The 23,953-nt window shown below is 56.8% G+C and carries 25 protein-coding genes and 1 pseudogene; 9 read left to right on the top strand and 17 right to left on the bottom strand.

Annotated elements, in window-relative coordinates; genetic code table 11:
- Positions 1-135: 135 nt before the first annotated feature.
- The 5 genes from AC19YQ_RS20655 to AC19YQ_RS20635 all read right to left on the bottom strand — a co-directional run bounded on the left by AC19YQ_RS20655 (position 136) and on the right by AC19YQ_RS20635 (position 4,353).
- Positions 136-1,248 carry a DUF2817 domain-containing protein gene (locus AC19YQ_RS20655; RefSeq protein WP_095003307.1) on the bottom strand — a complete coding sequence of 371 codons (1,113 nt, stop codon included), beginning with the start codon at positions 1,246-1,248 and terminating at the stop codon, positions 136-138.
- A 23-nt stretch (positions 1,249-1,271) separates the two neighbouring features.
- Entirely contained in the window at positions 1,272-2,039 is a 768-nt protein-coding gene (locus AC19YQ_RS20650; protein ID WP_009682424.1) for an ABC transporter ATP-binding protein, read from the bottom strand.
- Positions 2,040-2,066: 27 nt separating this feature from the next.
- A complete protein-coding gene (locus tag AC19YQ_RS20645; protein WP_009682423.1) occupies positions 2,067-2,780 on the bottom strand; it encodes an ABC transporter permease in 714 nt (237 codons plus the stop codon).
- Positions 2,777-3,466, bottom strand: coding sequence for an ABC transporter permease (locus AC19YQ_RS20640; RefSeq protein WP_009682422.1), 690 nt, complete (start codon positions 3,464-3,466; stop codon positions 2,777-2,779). The genes AC19YQ_RS20645 and AC19YQ_RS20640 overlap by 4 nt, the downstream gene beginning before the upstream one ends.
- Positions 3,467-3,582: 116 nt before the next feature.
- Positions 3,583-4,353, bottom strand: coding sequence for an ABC transporter substrate-binding protein (locus AC19YQ_RS20635; RefSeq protein ID WP_009682421.1), 771 nt, complete (start codon positions 4,351-4,353; stop codon positions 3,583-3,585).
- Positions 4,354-4,734: 381 nt separating this feature from the next.
- On the opposite strand from AC19YQ_RS20635, the gene AC19YQ_RS20630 reads away from it, so the two are divergent.
- Positions 4,735-5,664 carry a LysR substrate-binding domain-containing protein gene (locus AC19YQ_RS20630; protein WP_009682420.1) on the top strand — a complete coding sequence of 310 codons (930 nt, stop codon included), beginning with the start codon at positions 4,735-4,737 and terminating at the stop codon, positions 5,662-5,664.
- Between the two features lie 6 nt (positions 5,665-5,670).
- Here AC19YQ_RS20630 and AC19YQ_RS20625 read toward each other — a convergent pair.
- The 4 genes and pseudogenes from AC19YQ_RS20625 to AC19YQ_RS20610 form a co-directional block, all read right to left on the bottom strand.
- A pseudogene (locus AC19YQ_RS20625) lies at positions 5,671-6,286 on the bottom strand (LysR substrate-binding domain-containing protein); the annotation flags it as partial.
- A gap of 29 nt (positions 6,287-6,315) precedes the next feature.
- On the bottom strand, positions 6,316-9,282 hold the full coding sequence (mobF, locus tag AC19YQ_RS20620; RefSeq protein ID WP_048377553.1) for a MobF family relaxase: 2,967 nt from the start codon (positions 9,280-9,282) through the stop codon (positions 6,316-6,318).
- Positions 9,283-9,292: 10 nt separating this feature from the next.
- A complete protein-coding gene (locus AC19YQ_RS20615; RefSeq protein WP_048377552.1) occupies positions 9,293-10,846 on the bottom strand; it encodes a type IV secretion system DNA-binding domain-containing protein in 1,554 nt (517 codons plus the stop codon).
- Positions 10,846-11,232 (bottom strand): hypothetical protein, encoded by a 387-nt coding sequence (locus AC19YQ_RS20610; protein WP_048377551.1) that lies wholly within the window; start codon positions 11,230-11,232, stop codon positions 10,846-10,848. Before AC19YQ_RS20610 ends, AC19YQ_RS20615 begins: the two co-directional genes overlap by 1 nt.
- Positions 11,233-11,661: 429 nt before the next feature.
- Between AC19YQ_RS20610 and AC19YQ_RS20605 the strand changes: the two genes are divergently transcribed.
- The 4 genes from AC19YQ_RS20605 (at position 11,662) to AC19YQ_RS20590 (ending at position 14,156) form a co-directional block, all read left to right on the top strand.
- A complete protein-coding gene (locus tag AC19YQ_RS20605; RefSeq protein ID WP_048377550.1) occupies positions 11,662-12,114 on the top strand; it encodes a hypothetical protein in 453 nt (150 codons plus the stop codon).
- On the top strand, positions 12,111-12,833 hold the full coding sequence (stbB, locus tag AC19YQ_RS20600; protein WP_048377549.1) for a StbB family protein: 723 nt from the start codon (positions 12,111-12,113) through the stop codon (positions 12,831-12,833). The genes AC19YQ_RS20605 and stbB overlap by 4 nt, the downstream gene beginning before the upstream one ends.
- 5 nt (positions 12,834-12,838) lie before the next feature.
- Positions 12,839-13,228 carry a hypothetical protein gene (locus tag AC19YQ_RS20595; RefSeq protein WP_048377548.1) on the top strand — a complete coding sequence of 130 codons (390 nt, stop codon included), beginning with the start codon at positions 12,839-12,841 and terminating at the stop codon, positions 13,226-13,228.
- A gap of 133 nt (positions 13,229-13,361) precedes the next feature.
- Positions 13,362-14,156 carry a SprT-like domain-containing protein gene (locus AC19YQ_RS20590; RefSeq protein ID WP_048377547.1) on the top strand — a complete coding sequence of 265 codons (795 nt, stop codon included), beginning with the start codon at positions 13,362-13,364 and terminating at the stop codon, positions 14,154-14,156.
- 720 nt (positions 14,157-14,876) lie between these two features.
- Here AC19YQ_RS20590 and AC19YQ_RS20585 read toward each other — a convergent pair.
- Positions 14,877-15,116, bottom strand: coding sequence for a hypothetical protein (locus AC19YQ_RS20585; protein WP_081791613.1), 240 nt, complete (start codon positions 15,114-15,116; stop codon positions 14,877-14,879).
- Between the two features lie 314 nt (positions 15,117-15,430).
- On the opposite strand from AC19YQ_RS20585, the gene AC19YQ_RS20580 reads away from it, so the two are divergent.
- The 4 genes from AC19YQ_RS20580 to AC19YQ_RS20565 are packed head-to-tail and all read left to right on the top strand — an operon-like array spanning position 15,431 to position 17,152.
- Positions 15,431-16,171 carry a GIN domain-containing protein gene (locus AC19YQ_RS20580; RefSeq protein WP_019334897.1) on the top strand — a complete coding sequence of 247 codons (741 nt, stop codon included), beginning with the start codon at positions 15,431-15,433 and terminating at the stop codon, positions 16,169-16,171.
- 6 nt (positions 16,172-16,177) lie between these two features.
- Positions 16,178-16,591 (top strand): hypothetical protein, encoded by a 414-nt coding sequence (locus tag AC19YQ_RS20575; RefSeq protein WP_016502319.1) that lies wholly within the window; start codon positions 16,178-16,180, stop codon positions 16,589-16,591.
- Positions 16,592-16,604: 13 nt separating this feature from the next.
- Complete coding sequence (locus AC19YQ_RS20570) at positions 16,605-16,877, top strand: CopG family ribbon-helix-helix protein (RefSeq protein WP_016502318.1); 273 nt, start codon at positions 16,605-16,607, stop codon at positions 16,875-16,877.
- Entirely contained in the window at positions 16,877-17,152 is a 276-nt protein-coding gene (locus AC19YQ_RS20565) for a type II toxin-antitoxin system RelE/ParE family toxin (RefSeq protein ID WP_016502317.1), read from the top strand. The genes AC19YQ_RS20570 and AC19YQ_RS20565 overlap by 1 nt, the downstream gene beginning before the upstream one ends.
- A gap of 422 nt (positions 17,153-17,574) precedes the next feature.
- On the opposite strand, the gene galE is transcribed toward AC19YQ_RS20565, so the two are convergent.
- The 7 genes from galE to gmd form a co-directional block, all read right to left on the bottom strand.
- Positions 17,575-18,597, bottom strand: a complete 1,023-nt coding sequence (galE, locus tag AC19YQ_RS20560; RefSeq protein ID WP_500595828.1) for a UDP-glucose 4-epimerase GalE — start codon at positions 18,595-18,597, stop codon at positions 17,575-17,577.
- Between the two features lie 183 nt (positions 18,598-18,780).
- Positions 18,781-20,211, bottom strand: a complete 1,431-nt coding sequence (locus AC19YQ_RS20555; RefSeq protein ID WP_500595827.1) for a mannose-1-phosphate guanylyltransferase/mannose-6-phosphate isomerase — start codon at positions 20,209-20,211, stop codon at positions 18,781-18,783.
- A 24-nt stretch (positions 20,212-20,235) separates the two neighbouring features.
- Positions 20,236-20,466: an NUDIX hydrolase gene (locus tag AC19YQ_RS20550; RefSeq protein ID WP_500595826.1), complete on the bottom strand. Its 231-nt coding sequence runs from the start codon at positions 20,464-20,466 to the stop codon at positions 20,236-20,238.
- 178 nt (positions 20,467-20,644) lie between these two features.
- On the bottom strand, positions 20,645-21,556 hold the full coding sequence (locus tag AC19YQ_RS20545; protein ID WP_500595843.1) for an IS5 family transposase: 912 nt from the start codon (positions 21,554-21,556) through the stop codon (positions 20,645-20,647).
- Between the two features lie 56 nt (positions 21,557-21,612).
- On the bottom strand, positions 21,613-21,837 hold the full coding sequence (locus tag AC19YQ_RS20540; protein ID WP_500595825.1) for an NUDIX domain-containing protein: 225 nt from the start codon (positions 21,835-21,837) through the stop codon (positions 21,613-21,615).
- On the bottom strand, positions 21,838-22,812 hold the full coding sequence (gene fcl / locus AC19YQ_RS20535) for a GDP-L-fucose synthase (RefSeq protein ID WP_500595824.1): 975 nt from the start codon (positions 22,810-22,812) through the stop codon (positions 21,838-21,840).
- A gap of 2 nt (positions 22,813-22,814) precedes the next feature.
- The gene (gmd, locus tag AC19YQ_RS20530; RefSeq protein ID WP_500595823.1) at positions 22,815-23,939 is read right to left on the bottom strand and encodes a GDP-mannose 4,6-dehydratase; all 1,125 of its coding nucleotides are present in this window, start codon (positions 23,937-23,939) and stop codon (positions 22,815-22,817) included.
- Between the last annotated feature and the right edge of the window lie 14 nt (positions 23,940-23,953).

Below are 23,953 nucleotides of genomic sequence, written 5' to 3'. Positions count from 1 at the left end.
ACGAGAGGCCAGTTGAGTAAGAATAGATGGATAAAACTGATATTTGGTTTAGGTTCTCTTAAGTGTTTATCGCGTCCCCACGAACATCTCCTGTGGGAGCTAGCTTGCTCGCTCCCACACTGGGTGCTGTGCGTTTTACAGACCGCCGCGCGTGCCTATCGCGGACAACGCCCGTTCCCAGATCTGCCGCGTTCGCACCCACACCAACTCTTGCCAGTCGCTGTCCGCGGGGAAGAATTGTTCAAGCAGTTGCAACTTGATCTGCCGTGCTTCGGGGCCGGTTGGGTCGCCGCGTAGGTGCAGCCACTGATCGTCGCGCAGCACCGCATGGATTTGTTGACCAGGGTAGGTGCCGCACTCGATCACGAACGGCATCAGTTGCACATGAGGCAAGGCGTTGATGATGGCCTGGGAGGTGTAACCGGTGGCAGTGGCAGCAACGCCGGTGTCACTCTGGCTGTTGGCGCTGGTCATCAGGGTGAACAGCCAGGGCCCGAACAACACCTGGGCCTGGGGCAGTGCCGGGTACGAGGCCTGGGCAATGGTCATCAACATCGGATGGCCATAATCGCCCGCGCCGGTGTGCAGGTCGAAGCACATCGCGACCTCGGCGTGTGCCAGGTGTTCGCCGAGGATCCGGTGCAGGGTCTGGTTCGACCAACTTGAGCTGTTACCGCCGTAGAACAGGCCATCGGGATGGCGATACTGACCGGCCTCGACAATCGACATCACCGCCGACCAGCCCTCGCGGCTGATCCGTTCATTGAGCTGGGCATCGGCGCGCTCACGTTCGGGGCCACGCAGTTGGGTACAGGTGTAGATCGGGTGCAGAGTTTCATAAGCCGCGTTGTCGGGTGGTGTCTTAGTGAAGTCCAGGTAGTTGCGGTTGAGGTCGATGTTGTCCTCGTTGACCCGACGCATCCAGGCCGTGCCCCACGGGTTGATCAAGTGGATCATCAGTACCGCGACGTCGTCGGGCAGGCTGCGCTCCCTGAAGGTTTGCAGCCATTGGCGCTGGCAATCCGAGCCGTAATAACCTTCCACGCCGTGGGTGCCGCTCAAGGCCACCAACACCCGTTTGGCCTGGGGGTTGCCGAGCAGGGCCACATCTGTGCCCAGGGCCTCGGCGAACGGGCCGCGCAATGGGTGCGGGTAATGGCTAAGACGGGCGCCGACGGCCTCGGCGGCGGCGAGGAATTGTTCACGCTGCTGGGTAAAGCTGCGGTGTGATGGAAAACCGTTACTCATGGTTGTCTCCTGTCGAAATGGGGTTACTTCAGGCGGCCGGAGAGGAACTGGGTCAAGCGCTCGCTTTGCGGACTGACCAGCACTTCACCCGGCGGACCTTGCTCTTCAACCCGGCCTTGGTGCAGGAACATCACATGGTTGGAGACGTTGCGCGCAAACCCCATCTCGTGGGTGACCACGACCATGGTGCGACCTTCCTCGGCCAGGGCCTGCATCACTTTCAGCACCTCGCCCACCAGTTCCGGATCCAGCGCGGAAGTGGGTTCGTCGAACAACATCACTTCCGGTTCCATGGCCAAGGCACGGGCAATGGCGACCCTTTGCTGCTGGCCGCCGGACAGGTGGGACGGGTATTTTTTCTCAACGCTCGGGTCCAGACCGACTTTATGCAGGTACTGCCGCGCGCGTGCCTCTGCGTCCTTGCGCTTGACGCCCAGCACATGCACCGGTGCTTCGATGATGTTCTCCAGCACGGTCATGTGCTGCCACAGGTTGAAGTGCTGGAACACCATCGCCAGTTTGGTGCGCACTTTTTGCAGCTGACGCGGGTCGGCCACCCGCAGCGCGCCGTTGAGATCCTGTTTGGTGCGGATTTGCTCGTTGTTTACCGTGATGGTTCCGGCGCACGGCTGTTCCAGGAAGTTGATGCAACGCAGGAAGGTGCTTTTGCCCGAGCCGCTGGAGCCAATGATGCTGATTACGTCGCCAGCTTTGGCCTTGAGCGATACGCCCTTGAGTACTTCGTGGTCGCCGTATTTCTTGTGCAGCTCATCTACGCTTAGCTTATACATGTTCGATGTCTCCAAAAGGACGGTCACTCAATGCGCCTGCGGTTGCAAGAAGGCCAGCCAGCGCACTTCGCAGCGACGAAACAGCCAGACCAGGGTAAACACCATCAGCGCGTACAGCACCGCCGCCAGGCCGAAGGCTTCGAACGAGGAGTAGGTCGCAGAGTTGACGTCGCGAGCGACCTTCAATAGATCGGGCACGGTGGCGGTGAAGGCGAGAGTGGTGGAGTGCAGCATCAGGATCACTTCGTTGCTGTAGTACGGCAGCGAACGGCGCAATGCCGAGGGCAGGATGATTCGCCGGTACAGGGTGAAGGTGGACATGCCATAGGCGCGGCCTGCTTCGATCTCGCCATAGGGCGTGGCGCGGATGGCGCCGGCGAAAATCTCCGTGGTGTAGGCGCACGTGTTGAGGGCAAAGGCCAGCAGGGTGCAGTTCATGCCCTCGCGAAAAAACGCATCGAGGGTCGGTTGGTCGCGCACCACTTGCAAGCTGTAGATCCCGGTGTAGAGGATTAGCAGTTGGATATACAACGGCGTGCCGCGAAACACGTAGGTGTAGAACCATACGGGCATGCGCAGCAGCGGATTGGACGAGACTCGTGCCACGGCCAGCGGCACGGCCAGGGTGCCGCCGATGGCGATGGAAGCGACTAGCAGCCAGAGGGTCATGGCCACGCCTGAGAGTTGGTAGCCGTCAAACCAAAGGTAGGCTTTCCAGTACTCCTGGACGATATCGATCATAGCTGCGCACCTCTGACGCCCACCGAGTAGCGGCGTTCAAGCCACATCAGCACGCCGTTGGAAACGGTGGTCAGGGCCAGGTAGATCAGGCCGCCGACCACGCTGAAGAAAAACAGGTCCATGGAGTTCTTGCCCGCGTCCTGGGTGACTTTGACGATATCGATCAAACCAATGATCGACACCAGCGCCGTGGCCTTGATCAACACCTGCCAGTTGTTGCCGATTCCCGGTAGGGCGAAGCGCATCATTTGTGGAAACAGCACCCGCACAAACACCTGCCGACGATTCATGCCGTAGGCCACGGCAGCTTCCAACTGGCCGGCTGGCACGGACTGAAAAGCGCCGCGGAAGGTCTCGGTGAAATAGGCACCGTAGATGAAACCCAGGGTCAGCACCCCGGCCGCGAAGGGGTTGATGTCAATCTGTTCGGTGTCCAGCCATTCAGTCAGGTTGTTCAGCCAGATCTGCAGGCTGAAGAACAGCAACAACATGATCACCAGGTCCGGCACGCTGCGAATCAGCGTGGTGTAGCCGGCGGCCAGGTGACGCAGCAGCGGTTGTTTCGATAGTTTGGCTGATGCGCCGATCAGGCCCAGCGTGACGGCCAGTACCATGGACATCAGTGCCAGCTGGATGGTCGCCAACGTACCTTCGAGAATGAGCGAACCATAGCCCTGTAAAAGCATGTTCTGTCTCTCCGTTGGCAAGGGCGGCCCGGGGGCCGGCCCTTGCGCGAAATGGATGGGCAAGGCGCCGGATCACCAAGCCGCGAGCGTTCCGGCACCGGTCAAGCGCAGGGCTTTTAGTTGTAGATGTCGAAGGTGAAGTACTTCTTCTGGATGGTGTCGTAGGTGCCGTTCTTGTGCATTTCGGCCAGTGCCCGGTTGATGGCTTCCATCAGCTGCGGCTCGTTCTTGCGCAGGCCGATGGCAATGCCTTCGCCCAGCAGTTCCTGGTTGTACACAGCGTCGCCGGCGAAGGCGAAACCGGTGTTCTTAGGCGTTTGCAAAAAACCCAGTTCGGCCACGGCGGCATCGGTCAGGCTGGCGTCGATACGGCCGCTGACCAGGTCCGGATACAGCAAGTCCTGATTGGGGTAGGTGACCATGATCACCCCTTTAGGCGCCCAGATTTTTTTGACGTACGTCTCTTGGGTAGTGCCTTGGGCTACGCCGACGCGCTTGCCTTTCAGGGATTCTGGCGTAGGCAGCAGACCGCTGTCCTTTTTCGCGATCAAACGGTTGGGGGAGTTATAGAGACGGTCGGAGAAGTCCACGTTTTTTTTGCGCTGGTCGTTGATGGTCATTGCCGACAACACGGCATCGAACTTTTTCGCCCGCAGCGCCGGGATGATGCTGTCGAATGCGTTTTCCACCCACACGCACTTGACCTTCAGCTCGGCGCAAATGGCGTTGCCCAGGTCGATGTCAAAGCCCACCAGTTGACCGTCGGGGTTTTTCGATTCGAACGGAGCGAAGGTCGGATCGACGCCAAAGCGAATGACGCTTAAATCCTTGGCCAGGACGCCGGTGGAAGCCAATGCAAAGACGGTGGCGAGTACAAATTTTTTCATTGTTGTTTTTCCTTTGTCTGACGGATCGAACGCTAACGATGTATTACAGAAAAATCTTTATATGATAGTACCTGTATATACATTTAATGCAAAATGCAGGCCAATTCACGGAAAATGCCTGCAAGGTGCTGTTTTTCGCGGTGCTGATAAGCCCGGGGTGGCTGAGTCGCCGGGCCACTATGGTTTTTTGGTACGCATGGTTACATCAGAGGCTGCACCGTATCGGGTCTTGCGTAACAACATGGGGCGTCTCCTGACCGGGACAGGTAAATACCCGCCAAAGCCAGAATACGAGGCTTTTCATATACAAAAAATGTCGAAAACTGTGGCTTGCTATAGCTCAGCTAAAGTATAAAACCGTCGATTGCTATGGAGATGATGATGAACAGCTTGCCTTCCCTGCGCGCGCTGCAGGTTTTTGAAGCCGTGGGACGTTTCGGCGGCATTGTCGAGGCCGCCAAGCGTCTGGGTATCTCGGCCGGTGCCGTCAGCCAACAAATGAAACTGCTGGAAGACACCCTGGGCTTGAGCCTGACCTTGAAGGTCGGCAAGCGTATTCGCCTGACCGCCGCCGGCCAGCGTTATCACGATAGCTGCGCAGCGGCATTCGAGAGCCTGCGCATCGCCCAGGTCGAGGTCGAGCGGTCGAAAAACGCCAGCAACCTGCGCATCAGCGCTTTGCCGTCATTGCTGTCGGATTGGTTGGCACCGCACATCTATGCCTGGCAGGACGAGCACCCGGAACTCAATTTGTTTCTCGATGGCAGTCACGCCGAACCTTCGCCAGAGGGCTACGACATCGATTTTCGCTTCACCTACGGCGACTACGTGGCCACGGAAAACGCCATCGAACTGTTTCGCGATTGCGTGGTGCCGGTGTGCAGCCCTTGGTTGTTGCGGCCTGATGTGCTGCTCAACAAACCGGCAGACCTGCTGGCATATCCGCTGCTGTCCATCGACTGGCTACCGAAGTTTGCCTCGCCGCCTTCGTGGCGTGACTGGTTCAAGGCCCAACAGGTGGACTGCGAAAGCATTCGCGATGGCTACCGCGTGTATTCCTTGTCTGCCATGGCAATCCAGGCCGCATTGGCGGGGCAGGGTGTGGTACTGGCGCAATACTCAATGGTGGCTGATGCGTTGTCAGATGGGCGTTTGATCAGGCCGTTTGCCCGGGCCTTGCCCTTGCCGTCGGCGTATTTTTTGGTGGGTGCCAAGGGCGCGTTCGACAAGGCCCACTGCCGCGACTTCCACCGTTGGATTGTGGCGCGCGGGCGTGAGCAAATGGTGATCAATCAGCGGTTGCTGGCGTAGCCTTCACTAGGCTGCGCTTGAGCTCAGGTTTTCGTCGGACAGTTCGCTGTTGGAGCGCCGGCACAGGTAGTACTGGCGGCCGTCATCCACGTGCAGGTCGAACAGCTTTACCAGTTCGCCGCTGGCGACATCGGCGCCACCAACGGCTCGCGCAGCAGCGAGCAACCCAGGCCGGTCAGCGCCAGTTGCCCGTCTTCGAGCAGCAAGCCATTGAGCGCACTGGCGTGCTTGACCTCGGCGACTTGAAACCATTCGGCCCAGGTGCCGCGTTCTTCGTCGTGCAGCAACGGCAGTTGGCTCAAGGCCTGGGGCGAGTCGATGGGGGCGTGGCGCTGAAGGAATTCGCGGCTGCAATAGGGCGAGACGGCACCCGAGATCAGCGGCTCGCTGTGATTGCCCGGCCAGTGGCTGGTTCGCTGGAATAGCTGCGGTGGTTTGCGTAGGTGACGTTGATGTCCAGTTCCGGGTTTTGCGCCAGGAACTCGACCAGCCTCGGAATGAACAGGTTGATGCCAAACAGCGGAATCAAGCTGATGGTCACCTGGCGCATGACGGACTTCTCGCGCACATGCTCGGTGGCGCTGTGCAATACCGCGAAAGCCGAGCGGATGGCACGGTAATAGGGGGCATGCCGAGATAAGGCAAAGTTCACTAATTTGGTATGCCGCCGCTTGGGCTGTTGGGCCGCATGCGTTTTTCGCGTTCCAAAGCTCGCTCGGTTTTTGGCCCATCCACAACCGTTTTCGGGGCGTGCGCTTTCTGCAGGCGCTGGGCGTCCCGCTCTTTTTGCAGCGCCAGTGCCGTGGTTTTGTCGTAGCGCTTGGCAATAGAACCCGGCAAACCGGCGATAGCATCGGTGTAGATCCTCGCTTCCAACCGCGCCCGACTGATGGCCACGTAGAACAGATTTAGCGAAGTGGTACGGCTCTTGGTGTTCACGGAGATCATCACGCGATCATTGGTTAGGCCCTGCGCACTGTGAACAGTCGCGGAATAAGCGTGTTCCAGGTGCAGCGGTTTGTTCGATGGCAGCTTCACCACGCGCTCCGGCTTTCCGTCGCGCTCTCTGGTCGAAGCCAGCTCGATCATGCCGTTGGCTGTGCTGATAACTCGCATCCGGTCGCCGTTGGTGAGGTCGAGTGATGGCGTGTTGCGGGTGATGCGTACCAGGTCGCCAATGGACAGCTCCGGGCGCTCTGCCTTGTAGACGCTGAGCTTTGTAACCTGTCGCGAGTTGATCTGACGGCTCTGGCCATCGGCACCGGTCACGACAAGGATGTTTCCCGGTAACGCCTGTTTGACGGTGTAGTTCTCGCCACGAACCAAGCCCGCTTTTTTGTAGTCTTTCTCCGGCTGAATGACCATTCCTTGCTGGTAGGTCGGTGCGTAGCGCCGCTCTGCCTGAGTCATATCAACGCGGTTCAACGTGTCGAACTTCGCCCCCCGGCCCTCAAGGCCCAATGCCTTGCGCGCCAAAGTGTTGATCTCTTTGCGGTCTTTGTTTGTACCGGCAACGATCAATACCTCTCTACGCTCCTGGTCAGTCAGTTGCATGTAGTCGTTGACGATCGCTTGATGTCGATCGATAGGGTTGCGCAGTTCCTCAATGTGCTTGATGTGCTGCAGCGACTTGGGAGTATTGCCATCGGCGGCGTGCTCGACGGCTAATTTCAACTCGGGGTCTTTCTGCCGCTGGATCTCCTTGATCCGGGCGGTTTGCATGCCGTTCTGCTGGAGCTGGGCGAATGGTTTTCCCGCCTCGATGGCCTCGGTCTGTTTGGTATCGCCCAGCTGAACAAGGCGGGCCCCGGACTTTTCCACCAGCCGCATGAGCTGTTCCATCTGGCGAGCGCCGACGACACCGGCCTCGTCGAGAACAATGATAGTCCTCTCGTCCAGGGTCTTGTCTTTGGTGTTGAAAAAGCTGGCCAGGGTATGAGCGTCCATCCCCTCGTTTTTGAGTGCGGCAACTTGGTTCCCATACGGCGCCAATGCGAGGATTCGATAGCCGAGTTGATCCTCTGTCTTGCCGTAACTCATTGCCTCGTTGACGGATGTGAGCAGTTGCACGGCCCGCTCAACGGAGTAGGTTTTGCCCGTACCAGCATCACCCTGAATGCCGACAAACCGATTCTCCGTGCTGACGATGGTCTCGACGGCTTGCCGTTGGCCAGCGGTGAGGGTTGATCCTTCAAGTGCTTTAGCGACCTGCTCCTGGGACATGAGCGGCGTCACCTGGCCCCGGCCAGTGCGCTCAATGGCAAGGATGGCTTTCTCGCGCTTCAAGCCTTTCTGTGTGGTGTAGCGCTTCTCGGTTGGCACCAATGAACCGCGCTCGATGGCGGTGGCCACGTACTGTTTTGCCTGCTTGTCCGTCCAGCCTTTCAACTCCTGCAGGTGAGCTTGCCAACCTGCAGGCGACAACACGGGCGCGTTTTCCGTGGGCTGTGCCATTGAGTAGGCCGGTGCTGACTCTATGAGCGTACCTTGTTGTACCAGCCGGGCTATTTCGGCCCGTACCTGGTCAGGCCCGGCCAACCCTACCGAACGCTGGAGCGCCACGGTCAACAGGTCCAACTGGGTAACAACCTGTTCACGCTCGGTCAGGTGATTGATTGCGTATTGCACAACGGCTTGGGCCGGTGTCAGCCCTGCGGGTAGATTGGGATCAGATGGAACGCGGCCAGCGCCTGACGCTGGGCCTGATTCACCATACTCGCGGCCATCCAATCGGCTTTGTGGGCCGTAGTCGATCCCTAACTCGCGGCTTTTCGTCACCCAATACTGTTTCACCAGATCGTGGTCGCGCTCGTCTTTGTGCGGCCTGGTGGCCATTGAGATAACTTGTTTTTCCAGAGTGGTCGCGTCGGCCCGGGTTTTCCCGTCCTTGGCCAACGCTTCTTCAATGACTTTGCTGCGGCTGGAGAATGCTTCGATCTGTTCCCGTGAAATGTGATTCAGCTCGAAGTTGCCTTTGCCATCGAGTACGCGGATCTCGTAGCCCAGCTCGCGCAGCTCCAAGGCCAGTTGGCCCTTGTACATGGCGTCAACTTCATGCTGAACCTTGAAAATATCGTCGTTGAACAAGGCACGCCATTTACCATCGGCGCGCTGCGTCATGTTCATGATCACCGCATGGGTGTGCAGTTGGGGATCCTTGCCGCGACTCATTTCGTGGCGAAACTTGCCAATGACCATGTTCCCCGTGCGTTCGCGCAGGAACTTGCCCTGTACCTTGCGCCGTGCCTGGGCGAGCTTTTCGACGTGGTGCATGGCCTTGGCCACCGCCCGGTCGTGAGCCAGGGTGACATTTTTGTCGCCGGCGACGAGTGCTTGCATCGACACCGATTTCGGCGCCGAGAATGTCATGTCCAAGCCCATGCGCCGCTTGTTGGTTTCGGCATTGAACGTGGTGTGGATCCGCTCGCCGTTCGGCAACTTGCCATCAAGCAGTTTGGCCAGTTGCAGCTGATCGACGGGGCCGACCAGGCCGAGCCGTTCGGCACCTTCGCCTTGCCACTCGCCGGGTGTTTCCTTGGCGTAGTAGTCGTCTGCAGCAGAGAAATAACGTGCTGCAGCGTACTGGTTGTTTCCTCGAATCGGCGTGACGTTGAGCATGCAACCTCCGTTACGCAGCCTGACCGGCAACGACTATTCCCTGCGCTCTCTCTTTGTGATTCACATAGGGCAGCTTGATTTTGGTGATAGGGAAGTCCTCACCGAATTTCAGATAAGCCTCAAGGTCTTTCAAATTTGAGATTTCGGAGTCCATGACCACGGGCTCTTTCTTGATCTCTGGCGAGCGGTTGCTGCGGCCGTTGCTGAAAGAGACACGCATACGCCTGACTTCCTGCTGGCCAAGGATCTCGCTGGCCTTGTCCGAGGTTTGTGCGTTGGATGCGGCAAGAATCACGTAATTACGGAAGCAAGACAGCACCGTTTCTGCATCGTGTTGGCCATAGCTGGTGATCAACTGCGACCAGTCCTGCAGACTGGCAACCATACGAAGGCCGTGTTTCCGGCCTTTGGTGGCTGCTGGCACGAACGATTCGAGTTTGCCCAGCGACTGCAGCTCGTCCAGGAACATCCAGAGACGTTTCCCGGTCATGGGCTCATAGCTGAGGATGGTCGCGCAGATCGTATCAATCCACATGGCCACCAATGGCTGCATGGTCGAGCGCATGTCCTCCCGCCAGGTGATAAACAGATTGCCCGCATTCGGGTCTGTCACCCACTTATGGATCGAGAAACTACCCTTGGTCATGAAGCGCAGCGGGCGAATGTACTTGTTCATCATGAACTGAATACTGGCAATCGCCTTTTCAGCGTTGTCGCGGAAATAGCCCTCGGAGTCGGTGTTGGCCAAGAACGCCCGAATGGTGTCCCCATCCTCCCGAACCAGCAGGTTTACCAGCGTGTCCTGGTTCGGGTTGTTGGTTTCCTTGAGCTTACGCATGGTGTCGGCCAGTACGTCACGGGCATACGCGCACCACTGTTCATCACCTGGATCCACCTGCGGCGGGATGATGGATTTCGCCATACGGTCGAAGTCGTGAACACCCTTGATCTCGTTGAACACCGTCCAACCTGCTGACCGAGCATCGAAGGGGTTGAGAATCACATCGCCTTTGAAACTGAACTTTGAGTAAAAGGTGCCGTTGGGATCGACAACGGCCATCTTGTCGTTACGCTTCAACGCCGAGACCATCATGCTTTCCATGGTGACGGACTTACCGGCACCGATGGACGCGCAAATCATGGTGTTTCGATCTTCAAGGTGCAGTGGCATCGGCACTTTGCCGACCATGATCGGTTCGATGTTTTCCAGCCCACTTTTGCGGCGTTCACGGTTGGTTTGGGCGTTACGTCTACGGACTTTGCTGTCCACGTAGTGCCAATTTCGCATGCGAGAACCGCGCAAATGCTCAATGAACCGTTCGCCACGGAACCCATCGTCGCAATACTCATTGAGGTAGTAGACCAGGGCACCGGCCACCACGGAGGTGGCCACCGTGCATCCGGCCATGATTGGGTTCTGCAGTGTCTGGTGCAATGTCTCGCGGAAGGCGCCGGGGAATGGTGTAAACGGCATCTGCGCCAGGTAGGCGCCGCCGACCCAACCGGCGATTGGCAGAGCAATCCCCGCCGTCAATATTGCGCTATCGACTTCTTGTTTGTGCACTAGTCCTCTCCTGATAGACGTTCAATGTCCTTAGCCAACTCGGGCAACAGAGCGGCTAATGCTTCCTCGTTGCTCCCCAATGCGGACAGTTCGGCACGCAGCTCGCTGAGCTTTCCTTGCGTGCTGTTCTGTCGTAGCAGGTAGACCACGATGGCCAGAATGGTTCGGTTAGTGGCCTGCGCCTGGTCGAGTGATTCGAGCAAACTCATGATTCGTTGTTGGTCTGCCCACTGGTCGATTCCGCCCTGGTGGCTGTCCACTTTGGACGGCTCAAGCAGACGATCACGCATGTAGGTGGACAGGTGTTTGTAGCCTGCCAAAGCAGCCGATTCCTCGACCCTGGCCAGCTGCTCATCGTTCAAACGTATCGGTACGGTCTTCCCCACATTGCCCCCTCATGGCGGTCAAAATCCCCCCTTGAAATGGAGGGGTCCAGGTCTTCGAGTTCATGTATAACAAATGTAATACACAAAACACTATTAAAATATGGTCCATATTGTATATTTGTAATACATCTGTATCACATGTGCATTCAGGCAAAACCCACTGGAAGCACTGTATATGCTGGGCTGACCTCCCGCTAGGGAGGTGCGTGATGTGTATTAAGATTTTGATCCTGTTAAGGATCAAAAATTATGCTCTTGTTAAGGGCGTATCCATCATTTAGGTCGAAGACCGTAGAAGAGGGTACAGGTAGGGTGCAAGGTGGGTGCTGTAAGGCTGCACAATGGATGCAGGAAGGGTTTAGCTTGACTATGTGTAGGGGGTAAGTAGGATGCACAAAGAGAGCAATAAGGGTGCATATAGGGTGCAATATGGCAAAGCTAGACCTAGCGACTGCATTGCAGGCAGTTGAACCGGAAACCAAGGCGGCACAAATACGCCAGGTGATGCCGATTATCGAGCAGCAATTGAAGGCGGGAGTTAGACGCCAAGCGATCCTGAATGTGCTCAAGGAGCAGGGGATCGAGATCAGCATGGAGACGCTGAAAAGTTACCTGTATCGGTATCGCAAGTCGGTCAAGGCCGGAACGGTCGAAGCACCGGCAAATGTGCCAAATTCGCAGTCAGCTGCGGTAGTGCCAGAGGCAACCGCCGAAAAGCTGGAAATTGTATCGTACGATACAAAGACGGAAAGTCAGGATCTACCGGCGCCAATAATGGCGCCGAACGAATTGAGCAAGATCATGAACCCTGGGGATGATGTGAACGCCTCAGAACTGGCTCGCTACGAGAGTGCGAGCCCAAGCAGAAGGAGACGCACATGAGTAAAATCGCCGTAGTGAATTTCAGCGGCAACACCGGCAAGACGACTGTATCTGATCAGTTGTTGTCGCCCCGGATGGACGCGCCGCGCTTCGCCATCGAGACAATCAACGCGGGGGCTTCTGACACTGCCGCCGAGATCGAGCGTATGAAGGGGCGTCAGTTCGGCGAGCTGCAAGAATGGCTGATGGTCGAGAGCAAAGCTGTGGTCGACGTGGGAGCCTCGAACGTCGAAGACTTCTTCAAGTACATGGGGCAGTTCGCTGGCTCGCAGGAAGAGTTCGATTACTTCCTGGTGCCCACGGTCAGCGAGAAGAAGCAGCAGGCCGACACGATCAACACGATCAAGACGCTATCGGCGCTTGGCGTACCAGCCAAGCGAATCCTGGTCGTGTTCAACAAGGTGCAGATTGACGATGCAGACGACCTGCCGCAAACCTTCTCGGCGGTGTTCGGCTTTCACAAGCTGGAGAAGAAATTCACCCTCAACCCTGACGCGGTGATCTATTCCAACGAGGTGTTCGAGCGGCTGCGTGCGTTCAAGAAAAACATTTCCGAGGTCGTGAAAGACACCACGCCGTACCGTGAGCAGTTGAAAGACGCGAAGACCGAAGAAGACAAGGAGCACGCCATACGGATGATATCGGTTCAGCGCCTGGCTAAGTCGGCCTGGAAGAACCTCGATGACGTGTACGCGGCGCTGTTCGGGAAAGGGAAGTAACGGCGATGGGCAAGGATCCGACAACCGCCCGCGAAGCGTTGGCGGTTCAGATGATGGAAGACATTGACGCCCTGGTGCGCCGTCTCGAAGAAGTGGACGGCGAACTGGGGGCGAAACTGGACCAGGCGATCAAGGACGGCGCGGCCAAGGCGTTGCTGCAGACGCGGTTGAACTTCGAGTCAATGATGGAAACCCAGCAGGTGGCGTTGCTGCAGGCTGGCCGTGAGGCCGCCGCCAGGATCGGTAACGAGCTGAACCGCAGTTCGGCGCCGCTGATCCTAGCAGCCGGAGGGCTGCGCCGTTGGTTCTTGGCGTTCACGCTTACGGCGTTGGTATCAGCGATTGTCGCCGGTGCCGTGGGTGCTTTCATCGGGTATCGACTGGCAACAATGTAAGGGGGGCGCCCCCTTTTATTGGGGTTTATCCTGTATCGTACGATACAGGATAAACTTTCCGTATTGCCACAACCCTCCCCCCGTAGGCGATCAGGCCAGGGGGGATTTCTCGCGTGCGAGAAAAGGAGGACACATGACCGCAACTGCCAGTCAGGAACTGTACGAAGAAATCGAAGGCGCCTATGCGTACTTCAACGAGGTGCTGTTTGATGGCCAACTCCCTGGCTGTCTGTTCACGTTGCAGCGCAAAAGCAACACGTTCGGGTACTACTCTGAGTCGCGCTTTCTTCGCCGGAACGGCGAAGGAAAGAGCGATGAGATTGCGCTGAACCCTGCATATTTCGCGCACCGTCGCGTAGAGCAGACCCTATCCACACTGGCACATGAGCAAGTCCACCAGTGGCAGGCCCATTTCGGCAAGCGCTCCCGATCCGGGTATCACAACGCGGAATGGGCGAACAAAATGCAGTCCATCGGGCTGATGCCGTCCGACACCGGCGAGCCTGGCGGGAAACGTCATGGCCAGCAGATGACGCACTACATCATCGAGGGCGGGCCGTTCGATCTTTCCAGCAAGGAACTGATCGAACAGGGCCGCATGTTGTCCTGGATCGACGTGGTAACCAAACGGGTTCCTATGTCGGCAGTGCTGCTCTACGGGCCTGGCGGCGAGCCGGTGCCAGGTACGCCGGAAGATCCGACGATAGATATATCGGCGCTGACCTCGGCGGGTTTGCTGCAGCCAGATCCTGGCAAGGAAGACCCGAAGAACAAGCGCAAGTACACCTGTCCGAGTTGCCACCTGAATCTATGGGGCAAACCGGGGCTTAGCGGTCGGATTCAATGTATTGAGTGCGCAGTCCCGTTTGTGGACTCGAAAGAGCTGGTCGAAGTCCCGCCAGAGGTGGCGGCTGAGAGCGGCGAATAGGCCCGCGCAGATCGCGGGCGAAGCCCGAACCATTCCAACTTGCGGATCCAAGGGGGGCACCCCTTTGGTCGCCGAAGGCATTCCGATGCAATGGCCAGCGCATGAAAAATCGCCCAGCGAGCGGGGCCCGTCAGAGGCCAGAGCGAGCGATGCAGTTATCCACGGGCCGGGAGGTTTCTTGCCCGGGCGGTGGATAACTGCAGGGTGATTTCCTGAGTCGTGCGCAGATCCAGGACGCGGGCTGTTGCATCGCCCGGGCTATCGGCTTTTTCCCTGTATCGATATAAAGAGTGGGGGACGTTGACCTGGTGCAAGCGGAGCGCGCAGCCCGGGACGGGCGAAGGCGTGAGGATCGAAGCCCGAAGGGCCAAGACCCGGCGCGCTTTTGGCCGGGGCTTGGTTTACGAGAGCCGTTTCGGCGAGGCCGAACACGCACAGCGGCGGGGTCACACCGGCTCGCGTTGCGGGTAACGCACCCTATGTTCAATCGGGGGTACAGAGAAGGGGTGCATAGAGAAAACGGAAAAAATCGTACGATAGGCCCTGTGACCCGCAAAGTTCGGGCATGTCTCTGTCAGAGTGTTTGCACTTGCTCGGTTTGCCTTTCATTTCTTGACTACAATCGTGGGAGCTGAAGGATCAGATCCCCTCAACAAAAGCCCCGTCAAGATGCCGGGGCTTTTGTTTTCAGTCCACACCGTTGAGCAGAGAACGACTAGATCATGGTGAGCTGATGCCGGTAGGTGTTGTCATAGAGGTTTGATAGTGCTCCATGTTCAGTCTTTCGCATTCAGCATCTGCTTCTATCTGTGTCGGGTAGGTGAACTGCAATCGCTGCTTATCTTGATTGTCATAAATATCAAACCCGCCAGGAACTGTAGTGGAGTGAAAGCGAGTTCCATTACGAATCGATCCTGTTTCGATGGGGATCGCAGGAACAACAACAAATCTCTGAATCATCGTCGCGTCCTTGTGTTGAGTGAATCTTAACTAATAGCGGCAGCCCGCCACTTCTTCAAGTTTTGATAAACCCAATGACAACCAAGCAGCCTGAAGCCGTGGCCTGTCAGGTTGAAGTCATAGAGGTTTGTAGGGAAACGTCAGGAAAAGCCGAAATAGCCCCTATCTTGACGTACTTCGGTCGTCCGGTCTGACGCCAGGTTGAGGCATAGCCCAACCTGACGGATCGATTGACAGCTCATTATTATTCACTATGATTAACCCTGAGTCGAGCTATGGCAAAGTCACTCAAAATAAATCACAAAGGATAGATGATGAGCCAATCCAGCCCTTTGACGCACCAGGATGCCAACCATCGCGATTCCGCATGGGAGCGTGCTGCCAACTACGAGAAGGAAGAGCGCCCCATCCACCCAGTTAGCAAAATTGTGATCAAGGGGGCGGTTGATGTTGTGTTCTTTCGCTCGTCATCAGCGCACCTGGTCGTGGCAGGGGAAAACGTGGAAGCCATTCGTAACATCAAGACCCGCTTCGAGGGTGACAAGCTGATCATCGAGCAGGAGGGCATTTCCATTAGCGGCTATGGGGGCAATATTCACGTTTCTGGTACCGGCAACATTTTCGTGGGCGGAACGATCAATGTCGGTGGACGCCACGGCGGCGTCACTATGCAGTCCAAGGGGCGAAGCATCGTTGGAATCGCATTGCCTGAAGCCCCCAGTATCCGCATCAAGGGCAGTGGCGACGTGACCCTGTACGACCTTCAGCAGACCGTCCTCGATCTAGGCATCCAAGGTTCGGGCGATATCACGGCCTTTGGTCGCGTGGGTCTTCTGGACGCCGAGATAGCCGGTTCGGGCGACGTGGACGCCAGCGAGCTGGTCGCTACGTCCGCCAAACTGTCGGTAGTCGGCTCCGGTGATATCGACGCCTATGTCAGCGACTCAGTGAAGGCACGCGTGGCGGGTTCCGGTGACATCGTGGTGCGCGGTAACCCGCCGACCCGCGACCATTCCGTTGCCGGCTCAGGCGACATCAAGTTCAAGAAGAAGTGACGCTCCATGAAGAATGACCAAGAACGAACCGAGCTGTTGCAGCAGATCGACAAGCTGTTGACGGCAGTGGATTCGATGCAAACCTGCCTCGAAGCGCCCGAGGCCACAAACGCCGATGGCAGCTTTGACATTGCTCGCACCAACTTGCGTATCACGGCCAACGAGGCCGCGCAGGTTGTCGAACGTCAGCGAGGCGCGCAGGAGCAGCGTGAAAAGTCTCGTCCAAAAGTAACGCTGGCCACGTCGTTACTTGCCGGCGCTGAAGCGTCTGAATGGCAGGCCAACAAGCTCAAAACTAATGGCGATGAGGCCGGTGCCCGCCAGGCCAGCGAACATGCCGTCACTCTGCGCCGGATGGCATCGGAAGCGGCGGTTACTGAACGCCGGCAGAGCATGCACCTTGTACCTACCATTGATTAGGAGTAACCCCATCATGGCAACCACCGCGAAAACCCGATCCGTCACGGCTCACGTCCCTGTGCAACTGGCCGAAAAGGTCGATTTGATGGCTGAGCGCCTGGAACGCTCCAAGAACTGGATCGTCAAGCAGGCTCTGGCCGCCTGGATAGACCAGGAAGAAGAACGTAGTCGCCTGACCCGTGAGGCATTGGCCGATGTGGATGCTGGTCGCGTGATCGATCATCAAGCTGTCCAGGCCTGGGCTGAAAGCCTCAGCACTGACACTCCGTTGCCGGTACCGCGCTGATGGAGTTGAAGTGGACAAGCAAGGCGCTTTCCGACATTGCCCGGTTGTATGAGTTTCTGGCGTCGGTGAATCAGCCTGCCGCCGCACGAACAGTGCAGCAACTCACAGCCGCACCTTCCACGCTGCTGGCCAACCCGCGCATTGGCGAACGCCTGGAAGAATTCGATCCACGGGATGTGCGCCGAATTCAGATCGGCCATTACGAGATGCGTTACGAGATAGTGGATTCCACTATCTACCTACTGCGCCTGTGGCACACCCGCGAAGACCGATAGGTTTGGCTGGGCCAGGAACGGAATACATCAAACTGGCGAGCCTACGACTGATCAGAAAACCTTAGCGTACGATTTTTTCCGAATTCTGTAGGCTCCCCATTTAACGATTACCCTGTGTTCAGCGGATATGAAGATTACATCAAGAATGAGGCAATAAGTCATGCCCGCCAAGAGTTGGGGCTGTACAAAAGATGCTTGAGTGCATATGCAAGGGTACTGATATCGAGCACTGGTGTGCCGGAAAATTGCCCGAATACCAGATGCATCGAATATGACATTTGAGGCTACGTTGCCGGAATTCATTTTCGCAATATCACCTTAAGAATACCCGCGCAGAGCGACTTAGGTTGCTGACGATTTATAACACTGTTGCTGAGTTTTGGTACAGGACTGATGGTTCGAAACGTATGCGCCTTGTAGAATTATTGGTCATATCCTTTCGGATTGCCTACCTGCCAGCGCCACGTATCGGTCATCATCTCCTGCAAACCACGTTTGGCCTTCCAGTTCAGCTCATGAGCGGCTTTTTTCGGGTCTGCCCAGCACTCGGCAATATCGCCGGGGCGACGCTCAACCACGCGAAAAGCAACGGTTCGAATACTGGCATGCTCGAATGCTCGGATCATTTCCAGCACGCTATAACCAACACCGGTGCCAAGGTTCCAAATGCTCACGCCTGTCTTTTGCTCAATAGCACTCAACGCACTCAGATGCCCCTCGGCCAGATCCTGCACATGGATATAATCGCGAACCCCAGTCCCGTCATGCGTAGGGTAATCGTCACCGAATACGGACAGATGTTTGAGCTTACCAATCGCCACCTGGCTGACATAAGGCAGGAGATTATTCGGTAAGCCGTTAGGATCTTCGCCAATCATTCCGCTGGGGTGTGCACCCACGGGGTTAAAATAGCGGAGGAGGGCGATGCTCCACCGCGGCTCCGATTTTGCGAGGTCCTGCAGCAATTCTTCGACCATCAACTTGGATCGACCATACGGATTGGTCGGTACGCCCGTAGGAAAGTCTTCACTGATCGGCATCTGCAACGGCTCGCCGTACACGGTGGCGGAAGAGCTGAACACCAAAGTGAAAACTCCGGCCTGGGCCATGGCCTGACACAGGGTAACGCTGCCTGCGACGTTGTTGTCATAGTAGTCCAGCGGTATGCGGACACTTTCCCCTACAGATTTCAAACCGGCAAAATGTAATACGGCGCTGATCGGGTTCGAAGCGAATAGCTCATTCAGTAACACGCGGTCGCGAATATCGCCCTGAATAAATTTCAGCGACTTACCAGAGAGAATCCCCACTCGGCGAATGGATTCCTTCGAACTATTACTGAGGTTATCCAATACTATTACGTTGTATCCCGCTTGGAGCAAGGCTAGTGTGGTGTGCGAGCCAATATAGCCCGCACCACCCGTAACCAGGATTGTTTCGGTCAAAAGAATTAGTCCTATCAAGTGAGGTATACAGGGATCAATTTACGAAAAATAATAGCGCGGGGAGACAATCAAGATCGCTTGAATTATCACTCCAAAGTGATCTACTGCTCGTGGTTAGGTATCGCGTCTTCAGCCCTGTAGCGCTGTCGCTGACGGATCATGGGGTAAAACAATCCCTGCCCTTTACGCCCTTCCATATTTGTCTTCAAAGCGCACTATATCGTCTTCGCCAAGGTAAGAACCGGATTGAACTTCGATCAGTTCAAGAGGTATAACCCCCGGGTTTTCCAAGGCATGGACCTGGCCTATGGGAATGTAGGTGGATTGATTTTCAGTGACCAGATAGGTCTTTTCGCCATTGGTCACATTTGCGGTCCCGCTGACAACAATCCAATGCTCGGCGCGATGATGATGCATCTGCACCGATAGCTTGGCGCCCGGCTTTACGGTAATGCGTTTTACCTGGTACCTATGACCATTATCGATGGAGTCGTAGACCCCCCATGGGCGATATACCTCTCGATGGTTGAGGTGCTCATTACGTGAATTGGTCTTCAACCGATCAACTATCTTCTTAACGTCTTGTACATGGTCTTTGTGTGCGACCAGCACGGCATCCTTGGTTTCGACTACCACCAGGTCTTCGACCCCAACAATCGCGACCAGGCGGCTGTCGGCGTGCACATAAGAATTTCGCGAACCCTGGCCGAGCACATCTCCCTTGAATACATTGCCCTGCTCATCCTTAGCGGTGACATCCGCCAGCGCCGTCCAGGAGCCGATATCGCTCCAGCCCGCATTCAGTGGCACCACCACTACAGCCGGTGAGCCCGCCTCGGCGTTACATAAAGGCTCCATCACCGCATAGTCTATGGAATCATCGGGGCAGGCCGCAAAGGCCACTTCATCGACACGGGTGAAGTGCATATCTTGCGAACCACCGGCCAAGGCTGAGCGACAGGCCGCCAGAATGTCGGGGCGGAAGCGCTCAAGCTCGGCCAAATAGCGACTGGCGCGGAACATAAACATGCCGCTGTTCCACAAGTAATTGCCGCAGGCCAAGTAGTCCCGTGCGGTGGCTAGGTCTGGCTTTTCAACAAAGCGGCTGACGGCAAAGCCACCCGGGCTCACCGACCCGCCCTGCTCGATATAGCCATAGCCGGTTTCCGCATGACTGGGGACGATACCGAAGGTTACCAGCTTGCCCGCCTCAGCCAGTGGCAAGGCAGTATTGATGCTGGCGTGGAAGGCTGGCACATCCTGGATTAAGTGATCGGCAGCCAGTACCAGCAGTACCGGATCGTCCGCCTCACTGCAGACCTGCAATGCCGCTAAGGCAATCGCTGGCGCGGTATTGCGGCCTATTGGCTCGAGCAGAATGTTAGCCTGTTCCATGCCCAGCAAGCGCAGCTGCTCGGCGGCCAGGAAGCGGTGCTGCTCGTTACAGATCAACCGTGGCAGCGCCACATCGAGCCCATCCAGGCGCTTGATGGTGGCCTGTAACATGGATAACTCTGCATCGGCCAACGGCAGAAACTGCTTTGGATTGAGTTGGCGCGACAGCGGCCACAGCCGTGAGCCAGAACCGCCGGCCATGATTAGGGGAAACAACATGGGTTCATCCTTTGAATTGGGTACTTAATGCAAGGCATCCAGATAGACGCGGCTATTGTTATGCACCTCCCCGTTGCCTTGCATGTCACGGATTGGCCACCAGCTATAGTGCTCATACTGGTTGCGCGGCGGTTCGAGCACTTGCTGCTCGGGTAAGATCAATAGATAACCAAGCGTCACGTAGTGGGTATCCGGCCCCTGCCCCGCCTCGGTAAAAACGCTGTCGGCATAGAAGTGCTCGTACACCCCCAACAATCGCGCATGGCGCCGCTCAAATATTTGCCCTAGGGATGGTCTGAAGTACTCCCCTGTTTTCCGGCTACTGAGTCATCGGCGCTCTCAAAACACGGCAGCCGTTCAAAATCAGGCAAATCTGCCGTCTATTTCATCCGTTTTTGCCGCTGCAAGCGCCTCGCAGTCGTCATTTCCCACATTACGGACGCACCTCTCCTGCGCCGCAGAGCAAATATCGACGTGCCATCCACAGATTCGACAAGGCGAATAACGTCACCATCTGAGCAGTGTTTTTCACCAAGCCTCGGAAGCGCACTTTCGTATAACCAAACTGACGCTTAATCACCCGAAATGGATGCTCAACCTTGGAGCGAACCTGAGCCTTGGCTCTCTCGATCTTGCGTATCGCTTTGTACAATACGCTGCGTTTTCCGTGTTTTTTGTAGGTGCTGCGGCGGGCCGCAACCTGCCAGATGACTTGGCGTCCCGCATGCTCTTCGCGCTTCTCAACACCGGTATAGCCCGCATCAGCGCAGACGACGTTCTCATCACCGTGCAGCAGTTTGTCGACTTGGGTTACGTCCGCGACGTTGGCCGCCGTGACCACTACGCTGTGCGCCAACCCCGAGTCATCGTCGACACCAATGTGCGCTTTGGCACCGAAGTAATACTGGTTGCCTTTCTTCGTTTGGTGCATTTCCGGGTCGCGTTTACCGGCCTTGTTCTTGGTCGAACTGGGCGCATGAATCAGCGTGGCATCGACGATGGTGCCTTGTCGCAGCGACAGGCGACGGAAGTTGAGAATGGTAGTTTCATCCGGGATTCGCTCCAGATTCAGGCCTGAAAACTGGCGCAAGATCGTCGTCTCGTACAGCGCCTCTTCCATCGCCGGATCGCTGTAACCGAACCAGTTCTGCATGAGATGAACCCGCAGCATCGCCATCAACGGATACGCCGGACGACCGCCTTCGCCCTTCGGGTAATGAGGTTCGATCAGAGCGATCAAACCCTTCCAGGGTACGACCCGATCCATCTCGATCAGGAACAGTTCCTTACGGGTCTGCTTGCGCTTACCGGCGAACTCGGCGTCGGCGAAGGTCATTTGCTTCATCATCGAAAAGCTCGGCTTTTGGTGTTCGGGGATTCTGCCAAATCAGGAAGTCTTTTTCAGAATTTCCCTAGCTCTTGCAATGTCAGCCGGCGAAAGGCCGCATCCAGCTTTTCGTTCTCCAAGATGCGCCCGCCAGGTACGAACCAGAAACCCTGAGCAGGGCGGTTCAGCCGCTGGCCCAGGAGAATTTCGCCTTCTGGGTTTTGCACCACCAGGTCGATGGACACCAGCGGTGTTGAAGCCACTACGTCGTGAAAGCTTCCCTCATCAAGAAACACCACTTACCCTCTTGCATCTAGCTGGTGTTCGACATACCAGCCATAGGCATCGCGCAGACCTTCTTCCAGGCTGATGCTAGGCTGCCAGCCCAGCGTCCTGAGGCGCGACACGTCCATTAGCTTGCGCGGCGCGCCGTCAGGTTTACTGGCATCGAAGCTAAGCTGCCCTCCGAAACCGGTAACCTTGGCTATGGTTTCCGCAAGCTCGCGAATGGTGCAGTCCACACCTGTGCCAACGTTGATGTGCGAGAGCATCGGCTGAGTGTTGGCCCGGTAGGTTTCATCATCCAGTTCCATTACATGCACACTGGCCGCCGCCATGTCGTCCACATGCAAGAACTCGCGCATCGGCGTACCGCTGCCCCAGATCACCACCTCCTCGCCACCGCGCTGCACCGTCTCATGGAAGCGGCGCAGCAGCGCTGGAATCACATGACTGTTTTCCGGGTGATAGTTGTCGTGCGGACCATATAGGTTGGTCGGCATCACACTGCGGTAATCGCGGCCATGCTGGCGGTTGTAGCTTTCGCACAGCTTGATCCCAGCGATCTTGGCGATAGCATAGGGCTCGTTGGTCGGCTCAAGGATGCCAGTAAGCAATGCCGCTTCCTGCATCGGCTGTTCGGCATGCTTAGGGTAGATGCACGAAGAACCGAGAAACAGCAGCTTCTGCACGCCGTTGCTGTGCGCGGCCTGGATGATGTTGGCCTCAATCAGCAGGTTCTCGTAGATGAAGTCCGCCGGGTAGCTGTTGTTGGCATGAATGCCGCCGACTTTTGCCGCCGCCAGATAGACCTGATCGACCCGGTTGGCCTGGAAATAAGCCTGCACCGCCGCCTGGTCGAGCAAGTTCAGCTCATCGCGAGCAGCGGTGAGGATATTGGCGTAACCCAATGCTTGGAGACGACGAACGATGGCCGAACCGACCATGCCGCGATGACCGGCAACAAATACGAGATGGTTTAATTCACGGGCCACGTTTAGTTCTCCGTTGCTACTGGCAGGTCATGGCCGTGCTCTTTGAGCAGGGCATGGCGCTGGGCGATTTTGAGGTCTTCGCGCACCATCTCGGCGCACATTTCCTGCACGGTGATCTCCGGCACCCAACCGAGCTTGTTCTTGGCCTTGCTCGGGTCGCCCAGCAGGGTTTCTACTTCGGCCGGGCGGAAGTAGCGCGGATCGACCTTCACTAGCACATCGCCAACCTTAAGCGCCGGAGTCTTGTCGCCCTCGATACGCTCGACTATGGCAACCTCGTTCACGCCCTGTCCTTCGAAGCGCAAGGTGATCCCCAGTTCGGCCGCCGACCAGCGTACGAACTCGCGCACCGAATATTGCACGCCGGTGGCGATCACGAAGTCTTCGGGCTGTTCCTGCTGCAGCATCATCCACTGCATGCGCACATAATCCTTGGCATGGCCCCAATCCCGCAGCGCATCCATGTTGCCAAGGAACAGGCATTGCTCCAGGCCCTGGGCGATATTGGCCAGGGCGCGGGTGATCTTGCGGGTAACGAATGTTTCACCACGGCGCGGCGACTCGTGGTTGAACAGGATGCCGTTGCAGGCATACATGCCGTACGCCTCGCGGTAATTCACGGTGATCCAATAGGCATATAACTTGGCTACCGCATAGGGCGAGCGCGGGTAGAAGGGCGTGGTCTCCTTCTGCGGAGTTTCCTGTACTAAACCGTACAGCTCAGAAGTGGACGCCTGATAAAAACGAGTTTTCTTCTCCAGCCCCAGCAAGCGAATGGCTTCGAGAATACGCAAGGTACCCATAGCATCTACATCAGCAGTGTATTCCGGCGACTCGAAACTCACGGCCACGTGGGATTGTGCGCCGAGGTTATACACCTCGTCTGGCTGCACCTGCTGGAGGATGCGGGTGAGATTAGAAGAATCGCTCAAATCACCGTAATGCAAAACGAAGTTCTGGTTGTCGACATGCGGGTCTTGATAGATGTGGTCCACACGCTGGGTGTTAAAAGAGGAAGCGCGGCGCTTAATGCCATGAACTTCGTAGCCCTTTGCTAGCAGAAACTCTGCAAGGTAGGAGCCGTCCTGGCCGGTAACGCCGGTGATAAGGGCTTTTTTCTTGGTCATTTGAAAAATCTCGA

This window comes from Pseudomonas sp. MF06569 (genome assembly GCF_059862735.1).
Note: the sequence above shows the minus strand (reverse complement) of the source record. Positions and strands in the feature narration are given on the sequence as shown.

Bases quoted from the DNA above. Each gene is read 5' to 3' on its own strand.
- stbB (WP_048377549.1), top strand. From the start codon at position 12,111: ATGAGTAAAATCGCCGTAGTGAATTTCAGCGGCAACACCGGCAAGACG.
- AC19YQ_RS20585 (WP_081791613.1), bottom strand. From the start codon at position 15,116: ATGATTCAGAGATTTGTTGTTGTTCCTGCGATCCCCATCGAAACAGGA.
- AC19YQ_RS20630 (WP_009682420.1), top strand. From the start codon at position 4,735: ATGAACAGCTTGCCTTCCCTGCGCGCGCTGCAGGTTTTTGAAGCCGTG.
- AC19YQ_RS20605 (WP_048377550.1), top strand. From the start codon at position 11,662: ATGGCAAAGCTAGACCTAGCGACTGCATTGCAGGCAGTTGAACCGGAA.
- AC19YQ_RS20640 (WP_009682422.1), bottom strand. From the start codon at position 3,466: ATGCTTTTACAGGGCTATGGTTCGCTCATTCTCGAAGGTACGTTGGCG.
- gmd (WP_500595823.1), bottom strand. From the start codon at position 23,939: ATGACCAAGAAAAAAGCCCTTATCACCGGCGTTACCGGCCAGGACGGC.
- AC19YQ_RS20635 (WP_009682421.1), bottom strand. From the start codon at position 4,353: ATGAAAAAATTTGTACTCGCCACCGTCTTTGCATTGGCTTCCACCGGC.
- AC19YQ_RS20645 (WP_009682423.1), bottom strand. From the start codon at position 2,780: ATGATCGATATCGTCCAGGAGTACTGGAAAGCCTACCTTTGGTTTGAC.
- AC19YQ_RS20555 (WP_500595827.1), bottom strand. From the start codon at position 20,211: ATGTTGTTTCCCCTAATCATGGCCGGCGGTTCTGGCTCACGGCTGTGG.
- AC19YQ_RS20580 (WP_019334897.1), top strand. From the start codon at position 15,431: ATGAGCCAATCCAGCCCTTTGACGCACCAGGATGCCAACCATCGCGAT.
- AC19YQ_RS20570 (WP_016502318.1), top strand. From the start codon at position 16,605: ATGGCAACCACCGCGAAAACCCGATCCGTCACGGCTCACGTCCCTGTG.
- AC19YQ_RS20545 (WP_500595843.1), bottom strand. From the start codon at position 21,556: ATGAAGCAAATGACCTTCGCCGACGCCGAGTTCGCCGGTAAGCGCAAG.
- AC19YQ_RS20595 (WP_048377548.1), top strand. From the start codon at position 12,839: ATGGGCAAGGATCCGACAACCGCCCGCGAAGCGTTGGCGGTTCAGATG.
- AC19YQ_RS20655 (WP_095003307.1), bottom strand. From the start codon at position 1,248: ATGAGTAACGGTTTTCCATCACACCGCAGCTTTACCCAGCAGCGTGAA.
- AC19YQ_RS20650 (WP_009682424.1), bottom strand. From the start codon at position 2,039: ATGTATAAGCTAAGCGTAGATGAGCTGCACAAGAAATACGGCGACCAC.
- AC19YQ_RS20565 (WP_016502317.1), top strand. From the start codon at position 16,877: ATGGAGTTGAAGTGGACAAGCAAGGCGCTTTCCGACATTGCCCGGTTG.
- mobF (WP_048377553.1), bottom strand. From the start codon at position 9,282: ATGCTCAACGTCACGCCGATTCGAGGAAACAACCAGTACGCTGCAGCA.
- AC19YQ_RS20590 (WP_048377547.1), top strand. From the start codon at position 13,362: ATGACCGCAACTGCCAGTCAGGAACTGTACGAAGAAATCGAAGGCGCC.
- AC19YQ_RS20575 (WP_016502319.1), top strand. From the start codon at position 16,178: ATGAAGAATGACCAAGAACGAACCGAGCTGTTGCAGCAGATCGACAAG.